Source organism: Verrucomicrobiota bacterium, assembly GCA_021294815.2.
Classification (GTDB): domain Bacteria; phylum Verrucomicrobiota; class Verrucomicrobiia; order Opitutales; family LL51; genus LL51.
Genome location: CP095464.1, coordinates 468,911 through 483,076, shown reverse-complemented (window position 1 = coordinate 483,076; position 14,166 = coordinate 468,911). Strand labels below are relative to the sequence as shown.

Here is a 14,166-nt window from a genome sequence, read left to right as displayed (position 1 = left end):
ATGGGAAGCGTGACCGTATTGTAAACGGTAAAAAATCGCTAGAGGACGAAATTCTTGGCACGGTTATGGGCATTAGCCTTATGGGTATCGACCCAGGAAATTTTTTCCAATAATGCCCGGGGAACTTGTATCGGTACACCATCGATTACCGAAAGCGCAATCGCATCACTCGCTCGTGCATCGAGTGTAACCACGTTATTACCTCGTCGCAGGACGATTTTGGCAAAAAATACCCCATTGATCATATCATTGATACGGATCGATTCGATTGCGCCGCCCAAGGAGGTAACGGCATTCACGAGCAATGTAAACGTATCAGGTCGCTTAAAGTGCTGTTTTTGAAAGAGGTTCAGCAACAAACTTCCTGTCTCGATTGATACATGGATCAAAAAATGCTTCTCGTTCACATCATTACCCATGATAATCGATGCTGCCTCGTGCGAAAAAACGATGTCGACCGCCGACACCTCGACCCAATCCGTAGCCCGCATGAGCCCGTATTTTGTAGATTTTTAGGGTTTCTGCAAGGCTCTTTTCGTTGAAAGACGCCACGCTTCGCATTATTCCACAGTTACCGACTTTGCTAAATTTCGTGGACGATCGACATCGCAACCGAGAAGAATTCCAGTGTAATACGCAAAGAACTGTAAAGGAATCACCGAAAGTATTGGCTTAATCCCCACGTGCGCCGCGGGAATCCGGACCACTGCATCATAAGGTCGTTCGTCGAAAATCTGATCGTCCGAGACGATGACAATGACTTTAGCGCCACGGGCACGGACTTCCTGGATATTGCTCGCTGTCTTTTCCCAAAATGTTCTTTGGGTCGCGATAAAGAGGCAAACTGTCTCCTCTGAGACCAACGCAATCGGACCATGTTTCATCTCAGCCGTCGGGTATGCTTGGGCATCGACATATGCAACCTCTTTGAGCTTCAGGGCCCCTTCAAGTGCAATCGGGTACATCGCCTGGCGGCCTAAAAATAAAAACCGCTTATAACGGTGATATTTTTGGGCAAGCGCCTGCATCTCTACGGAGAGATCCAGGACCTCTTTGACCGTCTCCGGTAGAGAGCGTAGCGCCCGGACGTACTGCTGGCCCGCAATTGCGTCCATATCTCGGGTTCGCGCGATGAGCAACGCGAGCATCGATAAGACGGTTAACTGCGAGGTAAAGGCCTTTGTCGACGCAACCCCCATCTCAACGCCCGCGTGCTGGTAAATCCCCGCTTCCGCAGCACGAGCAATCGTTGATCCGACGGTATTGGTAATGGCTAGAACCCGATATCCACGCCGTTGGGCCTCGTTCAGCGCCGCCAATGTATCAATCGTCTCCCCCGATTGGCTCACGACAAAAACGATCGTATGTGGCCCCATCGGTGCATTGCGGTAGCGAAACTCAGAAGCGTACTCGACATCAACTGGGATCCGCGCGAATTTTTCGATCCAAAACTTCCCCTCGAGGCACGCGTGGTACGCACTGCCGCAGGCGCAAAACAAAATCCGATCAGCTGAGCGAAGATCCTGGAGCGTGATGGGTAATCCTCCGAACTTTGTCGAACAGTCATCCTCCGCAAACCGCCCCCGCATCGCATTTTCAAGAACCGTTGGCTGTTCAAAAATCTCCTTTAACATGTAGTGCGGATAACCCTCAAGCTCGGAATCGCAAATCTCCCAATCAAGCTCATGCAACACAGCTTTAGGCGCCCCCGCATCTAGGGTTGAGATCGAAAAGTTATCGGCTGTCACTGAAGCGATTTCGCCATCGTTGAGATAAATGACACGTTTGGTATAACGGGCAACGGCCGCAGCATCGCTCGCGACAATGTTTTCCCCTTCGCCAATTCCAATTAACAATGGTGAACTCTTCCGCGCGACAATCAATTGTTCAGGGTATACCGTGCTTAGGACAGCGATCCCATATGTTCCTTCAACATGGCGCAGCGACTTACGGACAGCCTCTATAAAAGATTGTGCAGGATTTTTTTTATAGTGGTAATCAATGAGATTGACCAAGACCTCCGTGTCCGTTTCTGAGAAAAAAACGTACCCATGCGCTTGGAGAAATTGCTTAATTTTTTCGTAATTCTCAATAATGCCGTTGTGAACGATCGCAAATCGATGATCATTACTCAAGTGCGGATGCGCATTTTGTTCTGAAACTCCTCCATGGGTCGCCCAACGCGTATGCCCAATACCAACTGTCCCTGAGTGCTTGAAGTTCAAGCTGTACGCGTGTATGAGAGTCGCAACTTTCCCGACACGCTTTAACGGCCAGATTGTTCCTTGATCCAATACCGCAATTCCCGCGGAATCATAACCGCGATACTCCATTCGCTGGAGACCATCTAATAAGATCTCCCCCGCCGATTTACGCCCGACATAACCGATAATTCCACACACAGAATCAACTCCCTTAGATCAATTTATGCCGCACGTCAACCTCTCATTATAATTAGGGCTTAATCCACGGCACCATTGCAATAACCGCTAAAGCCGCCAATAAAACACTCAACAACCATGCCCGAAGTGTAATCTGGACCTCGTGATGCCCCTTGAGCTCGAAATGATGGTGGAGCGGCGCCATTTTAAAAATCCGGCGATGGCCGCAAAATTTATACGTAAACACCTGCAGAATGTCAGAAAGCGCCTCCGCCACAAACACACCACCCGCAATGACTAAAAACAACGAATACCCCGAGAAAAGCGCGACGAGACCGATCAGCATGCCTAGCGCAAGCGAACCCGTGTCGCCCATAAAGACAACCGCGGGATAACAGTTGTACCACAAAAAAACTAAAAGCCCACCGAGTACCGCGGCACATACCACAGCAAGTTCTGTACCGCCTGGTATGCGTGAAACCCCCATAGAGCTAAATATTGGCAACGTGTTATCGATAAAGCAAAGACCCCCGAAAAATAACAACACCGGGATCGCACAACCCGTCGCCAACCCATCAAGTCCATCCGTCAAATTGACCGCATTACTAGTTCCAGCCAAGACAAGAAAGAAGTAAATGGGTACAAAATTATGCGGTAATGTCCAATTAAGATCGGTAAACGGCACCGGTAGAGTTGTACAAACACGGTAAAGATCAGAGTATTGTTCAACAACAAAGTACACCAACAGTGAAAAACCGAGTTGTATCGATAACTTGAGCCATCCAGGAATGCCTCGTGCATTGCGCTGCCGAATTTTGATGCCATCATCCCAAGCGCCCACCGCTGCTAGGAGCAGATATCCCAGCACAATAAGCCCGACTTGGAGATTCCAATGCACCTGCGTCGCGATTCCAAGTATAGTTGCGATCACCACTATAATTCCTCCCATCGTCGGTATGTGATCCTTATGGCTATGGAGTTGTGCGAGTTTACGAACCTCTTGCTCGTCGCGTTGGATTTGCTCGATTTTCCGCTGGCGTAATTTTTGGATCCCCCAGGGAGCTAGTAGCATCGCGGCCACTAAAGCAATAAAAAACGCCAAAAAGACACGCTGCCCCACCGCCGGAATCTGTGTCACGATAAAGTTAAACCGCTCGATGATCTCGTTAAATAGAGGAGACATAATCGCGCCGCTTAGTGAAGTGATATTTGCTCGTCACGCGAGTAAAATCTTCCATGGTGCGCTGTATGGAGGTTTTTGAAAATTTATTGAAACGGTATCCTCAACTTTCCGTGTGTAAAGGTGACATCGAAAAGGCGTTTACCGCTCTGCTCTCCGCGTTTCAACAGCAGAAAAAGTTACTCGTTGCCGGAAATGGAGGTAGTGCCGCTGATTCAGGACATATTGCGGGCGAACTGTTGAAATCTTTTTGTTGCAAACGCCCTATTCCCCCAAATATCGCAGCGCAACTGCCGGCAGAAATCACCGAGCAGCTTGAAGGCACACTCCCGGTTATTTCATTGCCTGATTTTGTCGCGTTTCACACCGCTTATGCCAATGATCGTTCGGTCGCCTACAGCTTCGCCCAACTGGTCTTAGCGCTCGGTCAACTCGGCGATGTATTTTGGGCGATTTCGACATCGGGAAATTCCAAAAACATTCTTCATGCCGCCCAGGTTGCACGCGCAAAATCGATGCCCGTTATCGGCCTCACAGGTCAATCCGGCGGCGCTTTAAAATCCCTTTGCGATGTTTGTATTGCTGTTCCAGAAGTCGAAACGTACAAGATTCAGGAGCTTCATCTGCCAATTTATCACGCCTTATGCCAAGCTCTCGAAGCGGCGCTATTTGACGGCCCCTCTCGAATATAAAAAGAAAAACTTGCACTCCTACAGCGCACCCGCTTAATGGCGGCCATGTTTTTAGGTTTCTTAGGTGCCGCAGCCGCTAACCCCATAACACCCGGACATGCCGTATGGTCTCAAATGCTGATCATGTTTTTTTTGTTTCTGGGCATGTGGTTTATTCTGATTGCTCCCCAACGGAAGCGCCAAAAGAAGCATGACGAGATGGTCCGAAATCTCAAGCACGGCGACCGCGTTCTCCTTTCCTCGGGCTTTTACGGTGAGATCACCAATGTACGCGACGACCGCTTTGAGGTTCGCATTAGCGACAATACGGTTGTCGGCGTTCACAAATCTTTCGTTTCAGCGAAGTTATAACTTGACACCTTCGGCAGGTGCCTTAGCGTTGCGACATCCGGGCGGGAGTGCCGTCAGGATGGTTTGACTAGTTTTGTTTTCATAACATTGTTCATAGGATTTGATCGGTAGCTTTTGAGGTCATTTGGGGGAAGGTTACCGATCTTTTTATTGTCATCACGAGAATTCCGGCGCGTCCAAGCATTGCCGAAATAGCAAGCATTTGTTCTCAAAGTCCGATCCGCAAATTCCAGTTTTTTAAAAAATAGTGATATTTGTTACTTCTTTTGAAATATTTTAACGCATTAATCATTAAAATATTGTAATAAATATAAATTTTCATAAAATCTTCACCCGGAGGAGGGTTTTATGGGAAATCTTATCAAATGGGTCACGCTGGCCCTGTGTTGTTTACAAACTCCGTGTTTTGGATCGTTTGTGTTGTGGAAAAATTTACTAGAGTCGAGCTCGTCGTCGGTTTTCGATGAAGATTCGAGTCCGCTCTTTCCGGAGCCTGAACGGGATAGTGAACCCGTCGAGCGCTTCGCACTTGAAGAGAAAGAAGAGCCGCTGGTCATAGCCCGAACAGAAACCGTTGAGTCCGACAATTCTACGGAAGAAGTCTCATCATCTCAGCAAGAGACACACCTCTCGGTCGCGAAGTGGTTCCAAAATATCCATCCCGATATCATTCAGCTCATCAAGCGCAGCTACCTTTTAACAAAACGTGACTCGCAAAACTGTTTTGTTCATGAGGCCGAGATGTTACAAGGAAATCCTACATTTCAGACCGAAAAAACACAGCACTCCTGGCACTGCTTCCGAAACTTTACGGGGATCCACGGCGATATTCAGGAAAGCTCTTGTCTCGGGAATTGTCTCAACTGCTTCTTGAAGTGTTTTTCCTGCGGCCAAACCCGTCCGGAGCTCGACTTTGCGGGATTCGTTGCCTACAAACCCGCGGAGCTCCCGGGTCCTAATTATTGCCCCTATCACGTCATTTGCGTGGTCTTCCGTGGATCGCAAGGCGAGAGCTTCCAGCCCGGTAATGGGATGATGAGCGCCAGCTGGGCAACGAACTACGACTGCGCGCCGACTGCAGTGAACCCCGAAAACTACGGGTTTGAGGGCCGTGTCCATGGTGGATATCTCGCTAAGGTCAACTCCTGCAACTTCCCCCATGAAGACGTCGCAATGATGGTCTGTGACGGCGAAATCGACAACCCACTTCACGACTGGGATGACCGTTATCTGTACTCGTTGGACGAAAGTATCCAAGAAGCTATCGATCGTGTACCCGCTAATGAACGCGACAAAATCCGCTTTATCGTTACAGGACATAGCCAGGGCGGCGGACTTGCCCAGGTCGCATTACCATATATCTTGACGAAATTCAGCCCCCAGCTTCCAGGATTTCAAGATAACTTCACGACCCCGAGGTTCTTTGGTTACTTCCTCTCCCCTCCCCGAGTCATTGCAGATGCGGCCTGCGAAAACGCGTACAATCTTCTCGTCGGCTACGACAACATGATCAGCCACTTCGCGTTCCGCGACATCGTAACGCTCGCAAGCCTACGTGGGTATGTTCCTCTCGGCCACCTCGCAATCGATGCGCCCTACGACGTCATTACGCGGGGAATTCAGTCCGAAATCGCTTACAACAACCGGCTGTTCCTCATGGAATACCTCAAGGCGAAACTCGATTCTGACCGCTTTGATACAAGTGATGCCAAATGCTGGATTTTTAACGAAAACCCCGAACTCCTCATCTCTTGGACCGACATTGGGCACATCTTAGCGGACATCCGTCTGTACTTTAATCGCGTTCTATCGCCGAACGACCTTTATCTCAACATCTCGCCACGGACCCTACTTGAGATCTTCAATCTCGCCCTCGAGCGTTACAACAACCGCAAGCACCGCAATTCGCAGGCCCGCTTCGAGAGCAATCAGATCGTCTTCCACGAAACAATCGACTGGGATATGCTCCGCGAACTCGGTATGGGCGATCTCTGTGCTGAAGAAGTCGTTCTCGACTCACAGCGACAAGCGATTATCGATCAGCTCGACAAAAATATCACCGGTGAAACCGTAACGTTCTCGCGCCGTGGCAATAATAACATCTCTGCACTTATCGATACCGTCTGCGATCTACGGGATGCCGAACGAGGCCACAGCAACCCCGGTGGAGCCTGGGAGACTATCAAGCGTTTCATCTGCCCGTGCATCTGGGGTGAACTCGAGCAGCCCGAACAACCTTACATCTTCGATGAAGAATTCAAACAACTCTTAGAAGAACACGGCATCGCCCCCAAAGACTTCGGTATCAGTCCGGCGGGACAGGTTTCGCTGATCGCGTACCTACACTACGGTTCCGGCGCCAACGGCTATAACGCAAAGCTGTTCGATCCCTATATGCCGTCCGCTAACCTCAATTGGGCTCTCGATAACGGTTGGCGTATCGAGCATGGCGACAACCGCCCCTGGGCCGAATGTGCCGGTGGCTACGGCAACCGCCCGACACCTCCACCGAGCGCTCAGAGCTCTGAAATCGACTTCGAGTGCCCTCGTTCTGTCATTCTCCATATGGCCATGGACACTTCCGAAAAAGCATCTTCCGAGGAAGAAACGGTATAGCCTTTGCGACGTTCGACAATATTGCTAAACCAAAAGACCTGCGTGGCAGGTCTTTACTATTAAAATACTTTCTACGAAGCTCCTAGCGAGCTCTCGAATCCACTGGCGACACCGGAACAGGTGCTGGCGTCGGAGCTGGCGCCGCCTTAACGGGAGTCGCTGCAGGTTTTGCTGGCTCAGGTTTCAGATCGACAACGGGGTTTGTAATCTTATGGATTTTAATCCAAAACTCGAGTGTTGAACCGCCTGGGATAATCCCCATCGACTCGTCACCGTAGGCATTTTCCGGCGGAATAAAGGCACGCGCCTCACCGCCATTACCAATCTGCTGAATTACCTCGCGCAGTCCCGAAATAATCATCCCCAAATAAAGCGTCGCGTGCTCCTTACGCTCAAAGGTACTATCAAAGACCTCGCCACTGATCAGTTTTCCCTCGTAATCGATTTCCACGGTACAATCATCCGTTGCGCGCACGCTATCACCGGCCTTGATGACATTGACGACGACTCCACTGGGAAGCTTTTTAAACCCGGCCTCTTTTTCCTTCGTTTTGCGGAATGTTTCGCCAACCTTGCGGTTGTTCTCGATCTGCTCTGTCTCGCGCTTGCTGATAAATTCTTGCAATGCGGCCTGTTCCTTCTCTGTGAGCTTGGGCGGCATCTGACGTTCCACAATCGCACCACGCAGACCTTTCTCGAAATACTGGTAATCTTTCGCCGTCAAGAAATGGCACAAACCCATGTTCCAAGCCGTAATCGTACCGAAACGCGTCAACTGCAACTCGGTCTCGTCCGGTTTTAACGCAAGCTGTGCGGATTCTGTCTTCCCATCGGCCGTTTTCGCCGCAGTTGGAGCTTGTGCTGCTGTAACCGTCGCCTGTTTTTCGGTAACAGGGGCAACTTTTTCAACCGCAGGCGCAGCGGGCTCCGGCGACGCCATATTGCTTTCGGTCAACACCTGTTGCTGATCTGCAAAAAGCGGAAATACACACGCCAACAACACGAGAGAACTACAAATACTTTTCCTATTCATTTCAATCACCGCCGCAGGATAATTTTTCGCCACAAAGGACACAAGCTTATTTTTTCACATAAAAGGCTACTTTTTTCGATAATTTTCCAAAGGCGACAACGACTAAGGTCGTCCGATTGAAAACCAAAGGCCCCCGGTTAAAGAACCGAGGGCTGGATGGGATATGGATGGGAAATTCCTCAACTAGAACACGAGTTGCGCCAATGCGCTCTTGCTCCGCGACGCCTTGTTACGATGGACAAGGCCAACCTTCACCGCCTTATCGAGACAGGAGACATAAACCCGCGCGGCGCTTTTCGCTTCTTCACCTTCCGAAGCCCGCACCCGCTTGAGCTGTGTTCTTAAACGACTGACGATCGCCCGATTACGTACTGTACGCCGTGCTGCCTGTCTTATCCCTTTTAATGACGCCTTCTTATTAGCCATCCTCGTGCTCCGTATTTCTAAATTACGAGCAACGTAATAGCACCCCGTTTGCGCGTTGTCAAGCACTTTCCTAAAAAAATTTTTCAGATAATCTCAGAGGTCGTATTTCTTAAGAAATTTCCCAAAAACCAGGAGACATTTTGGTTTGGAGGAAAATTCTTTTTTCATCCTATTCGCCTAGCTTCAGGTAAGTTTTGCTCGTAATACCGCCGCAAAGAGACAGAAGCCAAATCACTCTTCCCAAACTGCTTTCCTCAAAAACAATCAGGGCTTCTTGTCAGCCAAGAAGCCCTGAAAATACAGGAGGAAAACATTCGCCCTGTCGACTAAATATAAACACCGCTGTGATTTATTCGCAATCTGGTTTCAGATGCTCCAACCACCTAGAGGGAACAGATGCAATGCCCTTCTCCCGATTGTTCGTATTCATACAATCATACATTTCCTGAGTCCAACGTATAGTATGCAGCCGAGGATAGTCAAAAAGGTGAGAACATCGGAAAAACGCTGCCCCATGCCCTCTTGATTCAATAGATTCACTTAGTTTATGCTTTGATTGTACTTATTCATACTACGATACATTCGCTCCCTCGAAAACCGACATATAGATCCCTGACGAACATAATTCATGATAACAGGGAACAATCTGCCTTTATTAGCCTGATTTAATTCAGAGAATGCATATTCAACCCCCGCACTTCCTTTCCAGGACTTCATATAAGTTATCATCAAAGAAAAACATTCTCTTTTCCCCGCTTGATTTAATTTAGAATACAATCCTTTAATGAACTCAGGAGACACTTTTTGACAAGCAGGATAACCAATGTGATCTCCAAGATTCTTAAAAAGAACCTTCATTTCTGTCTGATTTAGTGACGTCACAAAACGTAGACGGTATTGTAACGGAATCGCCAAAAGCGGATATACCGATAATTCTTGCTTTAGCTCCTTGCTTACCCGTTCATCAATTACATTTCTGAATGCGAACAAATGTTTATAACCCCTATCTTCTGTCAACTTCAACTGAGGGTTTCTAAGTAAAAAACAAAGCTCCTCGAAAACAGCTATTTGTACATAGGTTCTAAAACTTGCTAAAGTCTCCGCACCTTTTACTGCGTCCTGAAAAGATAAACAATAATCAAGTATCTTCAAGCTATCGCTTCGCAGAGAACTTCCACTCTGATCCCCCTCCATTTGTCGGATAAACAAAGGAAGCTTTTTGGCAACGTTTTCTACAGACGACGGTACTTGGGATAAAGCATTTATTTCCTCTTGAAGAACCTCTGCTGCATACAATAGTTCACATATTTCATAATAATCCCTCTCCATCATACGCTGTTTAAGCTCATCATCATTAATCGTTTTTTCATATTCAGAATACCCGAACAACCAATATTCTTGCACTTTATTGTAGTATGAAGCTTTCAGGCTAATAAATCTTTGATACAAATACTCCAAATTCTTCGTATCCGTAAGACTCGTCGTCGCATTTTCATTAAAACTATTCTCACTTGCATAAAGCAAATTTCCCCCCCATGCAGCTTAATGTTAGCGATAAAACCATAAGAAGACCCTTTTTATTTTTATATAGTTTCTTCATAAGTTCCGACACTATCGGAGCGATTTTTCTCGAAGTCAAGAAATTTTTACAAAAATTAAAAATATTTCAATACTTCAACAAAACCAATGGACAGATCTTGTTTAATCTCACTTATAATTTCAGGGAAATTCCGCCCCACCATCACAAAAAAGTACAAAATCCCTCTACCCGAATACCACGGCTTAATTTGACATTCCAAATCTCCTACAAATTTGCAAAGTCACAAGCACTCCCTTTCCTTACGTAAACTGATGTTTAAGTTAAGATAACAAAACTCTCTTCAGAACTCACAGGACAGCATCTCTAACCCCATAGATACTCTTAAGACTAAGCAAACCTACGCTTGGAGTTGAGGTCGTATAACAATTTTTGTAAAGGTGTTAACAGCTCTTCAGAGGAAAGGTTCTGGTATTCGTCAGGGCGTATCTCTTCTACTTGAAAGTATATTTTTGAAAATGGTTTGGGAAGATAAAAGCGGTCCCAGGATTTGAAGCGCCAGCACTTCGGAATAAAAATCCCACCTAATAGGATTGGTACGTGCGATTCTTTGGCTAAAACTGCCACTCCGGGCTTGGCGACATAGCGCAGACCGAGAGCTAAAAACAAGCACCGGCACTAAAGAGGACGAGTTGTCTTTCCAACAAGAATAGTGCATCTCAGAAACAATTAAAGTCTCTAACGGATGGAAAGCCTCAAAGGCAGTCAAAACATCAGCTTGTCGAAAGGTACAAACTCACCTCTAGCTACTTAATTAATGGTTTTCTGTTGGCCACAAATCCTCACCGGTAAAATGCTTAAAGTTATCCTTATAAAAATGGTAAGGGAATTTCAAATCCTCCCAAAGAGCATAGTCTTTAACCCAATGGGAGCCACCATTAGGATCATTCACTTCTTTATAGAAGCATTTTTTTGGAAGGTACGAAAAATTTATGCCTTGATTATCCCTACCCATAGAGTGGTACATTGCTCGAATCCCTGTTTCATCCATTTCGCTAGATTTCGCAACCTCCATCGCCCTAGGGAAAAATCTGGCTTTGTTATCTTGATTTAATGATAGAAAAATTGCGACAAAATCTTCATCTTCGAAAGGCTCCTCCTCCGCAAAGTTCATTACCTCCGCAAAAACCTTACCTTTGTTGTTTTGATTCAAGGACTGAAACATCTCTGCAACACACTTAAATTTGGGAAACTTTCCCATATGAGAATCCTCTTCTTCATCAAAAACTCCCCCTTTAATATGTTCTATCACAATAGGGAAAAAGCGGCCTTGATCATCTTGATTGAGCGACTGAAACATTCCAACAAAGTGCTTTAACCCGAAATATATTTCAGATTCATAAGAGTCCTCCATTAAAATGGGAAAAATTTCTCTCTTTCCCTCAGAATTTAAGGACAGAAACATTGTCACAATTTCGCCTTCATCTAGGTGTTTCAAAATAGGCTTCAAAAGAATGAAACATTGGTGTTTATTTGCCGGATTTAATTCGTTAAATATTGATACAACGACGTTGCGATTGTTATCATACATCAAGTAAGTGTATTCTGGACTATTGTTATCAAGTGCACCCTCTTCATAAAGAGAACTCCGAGGGAAAGCGGTTTCGATATCAAAATTGCCATCATCACTAAGCTTTTCCATATAATCATCAAGAAGAGCCATTAAAATATCCTGACTCAGTAATTTTATAATACCGAGACGAAATTCCTTCGGAAGTCGAAAAAGAGGAAGCAATTTCCTATCCCGTTTCAATTGATTTATTATTTGCTCATAAATCGCATCTTTAAGAGTGTTTAACTTTTCATAGTCACAGTCTTGATCTTGCTGCTCGGGTAATAAACAAAGCTTCCAATAAACAGCCTCTTGCGCGTACAAACCAAATTGACTCAAACCATCCAATTGCTCCTCTACTGTCTTGAAGGACATAACATAATCCAACACTCTTTGAATATCCTTTGACGCAAAGGGGTGTTGTAAGTCGTGTTCCATCTTCTGAATTACTACCGGAAGTTTTTCAGCGATCCCTTTTATATAATCGTCAGAAATTGTTCCCTGAAATCTGTTTATTTCGTCTTGAAGCTGCTTCGCATGATCTAAGTGCGTCTTGAGCTGAGCAAGACTATCATTACTAGTACTCTGATAGATAAATTTGCATTTTTCTCCAAAGGGTTTTTCAAACTCTATACTTGTTCGACATTGATATCGAACACACTCGTTCCACTTTTCTTCAGAGATATACAGCTTGTAACACATATAGCTTAGCTCCATTTCATTACTAGCATGAAACTCCTCGTTGAGATTCTCGGAAACATTTCCCGCACTTGCATGCAGCAAATTACCATTAAAGAAACCTAACAATAGAGACAAAACCGTCAGAAAAATCCTTTCTTTTTTATGTAAGTTTTTCATATATTCCGGCGAAGGTCGCTGCAAATTTTATTTATGTCAAGACTTTTATTGAAATTATTGTAAGTGTTTAAATAAAAACAAAAAGTTATTTCAAAAAACCATTTGCACCCCGTACGCGAGAACCTATATTAATTTACAATTACAAAGCCCCCTCCAATAACCCCATGGGATTGTCCCTCATACTCCCTCACTTCCCTCTATAAAGACCGATGCTTCGAATTGAGGTTGTATAGCACTTTTTGTAAATAAATCTGTAAGTCATCGGAAGAGCGATCTCCATATTCTTCGAGGTCGATGATCTCGATATGAAAGTAGATTTTTGAAAACGGTTTGGGAAGATAAAAGCGGTCCCAGGATTTGAGGCGCCAGCACTTCGGAATAGAAATTCCACCTAATAGAATCGGCACGTGAGACTCTTTGGCTAAAACTGCCACCCCGGGCTTAGCGACGTAGCGCGGACCACGGGGACCATCCGGTGTAATCGTTACCGAATGCCCGCGATGAAGAACGTTTCGCATCTCCAGTAACGCACCGCGACCGCGATGCTGCGATGACCCACGAACAGCACGAATACCGAGATTTTCAAGCAACGCCGTGAGCCACGCCCCATCCCGACTCGGACTCACTAGCCCGTACATTGTTTGATCCTGAAAATAGCGCTGATAAATCAAAGGTGCAACCATGAGACGATTGTGCCACAAAACGCAAATCTTCGCGCGCGAACGGTAACGTCGCAAAAGTTCCTCGCTTTCAGGGTCGACTTCGAGCGACAGCGTCCGTAGCCAAAGCTGGATCATTTTCGTTGCAAACTTGGCCCATAAGCGATTGACTGGCGACAATCCGTTAATGCGAACCCCCACGGCACGAGCTTGGAATTTTATGGGAAAATTTCAATCTAATTACGCTATCGCGAAAAAGTAAACACTCTTGTTACGTAAAAATCACATTGCAAAAATTTGTAACAAGAATATGATCGGACCACGGTATGGAAAATGCGGTAGAGGTTTTTAAGGGGTACGTCCAGCGCCTCGCAGAGAAATTGAAAATTGAAGGGCTCCAGGTTGATGACGAAAATACCTGTTACCTGGCGTTCGATGAGAAATTTTTCGTCCGGTGCTCTTTCGATAAAGAGAAGGAACAGATTGAATATTTAGGTTATATCGGAGCGCTACCGGAAGACGGCGCGGATTATTACCAGGGCATTTTGGAGAGCTGCCACTTTTGGCGCGATACGGCTGGTTCGAACGTTTCTTTCGATCCTGAGGATGGCACTCTAACCCTTCAGCAATTTTGCGATATCAACTTCATGAACGATGATTATTTTTACAAAGTCATGGAGGATTTCGTCAATGCAATGGACCACTGGAACTCGAAACGCCGACAGGAGTGGGAAGAGCACCCAACTGCATCACCTAGCACCGATGTTCCAGCCGCAGGCCCCGTCGGAATCGATCCCAATATGATGATGTTCGGAGCGTAA

The 14,166-nt window shown here is 46.2% G+C and carries 12 protein-coding genes; 4 read left to right on the top strand and 8 right to left on the bottom strand.

Annotated elements, in window-relative coordinates:
• Positions 1–38: 38 nt before the first annotated feature.
• The 3 genes from LW808_002285 to mraY all read right to left on the bottom strand — a co-directional run bounded on the left by LW808_002285 (position 39) and on the right by mraY (position 3,564).
• Positions 39–491, bottom strand: a complete 453-nt coding sequence (locus LW808_002285; protein ID UPA28114.1) for a bifunctional nuclease family protein — start codon at positions 489–491, stop codon at positions 39–41.
• A 69-nt stretch (positions 492–560) separates the two neighbouring features.
• Entirely contained in the window at positions 561–2,402 is a 1,842-nt protein-coding gene (gene glmS, locus LW808_002280) for a glutamine--fructose-6-phosphate transaminase (isomerizing) (GenBank protein ID UPA28113.1), read from the bottom strand.
• 52 nt (positions 2,403–2,454) lie between these two features.
• Complete coding sequence (mraY, locus tag LW808_002275; protein UPA28112.1) at positions 2,455–3,564, bottom strand: phospho-N-acetylmuramoyl-pentapeptide-transferase; 1,110 nt, start codon at positions 3,562–3,564, stop codon at positions 2,455–2,457.
• 65 nt (positions 3,565–3,629) lie between these two features.
• Between mraY and LW808_002270 the strand changes: the two genes are divergently transcribed.
• The 3 genes from LW808_002270 (at position 3,630) to LW808_002260 (ending at position 7,220) form a co-directional block, all read left to right on the top strand.
• Positions 3,630–4,253, top strand: coding sequence for an SIS domain-containing protein (locus tag LW808_002270; protein UPA28111.1), 624 nt, complete (start codon positions 3,630–3,632; stop codon positions 4,251–4,253).
• A gap of 45 nt (positions 4,254–4,298) precedes the next feature.
• Positions 4,299–4,604 carry a preprotein translocase subunit YajC gene (gene yajC, locus LW808_002265; protein UPA28110.1) on the top strand — a complete coding sequence of 102 codons (306 nt, stop codon included), beginning with the start codon at positions 4,299–4,301 and terminating at the stop codon, positions 4,602–4,604.
• 348 nt (positions 4,605–4,952) lie between these two features.
• On the top strand, positions 4,953–7,220 hold the full coding sequence (locus tag LW808_002260; protein UPA28109.1) for a lipase family protein: 2,268 nt from the start codon (positions 4,953–4,955) through the stop codon (positions 7,218–7,220).
• An 82-nt stretch (positions 7,221–7,302) separates the two neighbouring features.
• Here the strand turns inward: LW808_002260 and LW808_002255 are convergent, their stop codons facing one another.
• The 5 genes from LW808_002255 to LW808_002235 all read right to left on the bottom strand — a co-directional run bounded on the left by LW808_002255 (position 7,303) and on the right by LW808_002235 (position 13,546).
• Positions 7,303–8,286 (bottom strand): FKBP-type peptidyl-prolyl cis-trans isomerase, encoded by a 984-nt coding sequence (locus LW808_002255; protein UPA28108.1) that lies wholly within the window; start codon positions 8,284–8,286, stop codon positions 7,303–7,305.
• A gap of 150 nt (positions 8,287–8,436) precedes the next feature.
• Positions 8,437–8,679, bottom strand: a complete 243-nt coding sequence (gene rpsT, locus LW808_002250; GenBank protein UPA28107.1) for a 30S ribosomal protein S20 — start codon at positions 8,677–8,679, stop codon at positions 8,437–8,439.
• Between the two features lie 540 nt (positions 8,680–9,219).
• Positions 9,220–10,203, bottom strand: a complete 984-nt coding sequence (locus tag LW808_002245; GenBank protein ID UPA28106.1) for a hypothetical protein — start codon at positions 10,201–10,203, stop codon at positions 9,220–9,222.
• Between the two features lie 827 nt (positions 10,204–11,030).
• Positions 11,031–12,686, bottom strand: a complete 1,656-nt coding sequence (locus tag LW808_002240; GenBank protein UPA28105.1) for a hypothetical protein — start codon at positions 12,684–12,686, stop codon at positions 11,031–11,033.
• 197 nt (positions 12,687–12,883) lie between these two features.
• Complete coding sequence (locus LW808_002235) at positions 12,884–13,546, bottom strand: lysophospholipid acyltransferase family protein (GenBank protein ID UPA28104.1); 663 nt, start codon at positions 13,544–13,546, stop codon at positions 12,884–12,886.
• Between the two features lie 125 nt (positions 13,547–13,671).
• Between LW808_002235 and LW808_002230 the strand changes: the two genes are divergently transcribed.
• A complete protein-coding gene (locus LW808_002230) occupies positions 13,672–14,166 on the top strand; it encodes a type III secretion system chaperone (GenBank protein UPA28103.1) in 495 nt (164 codons plus the stop codon).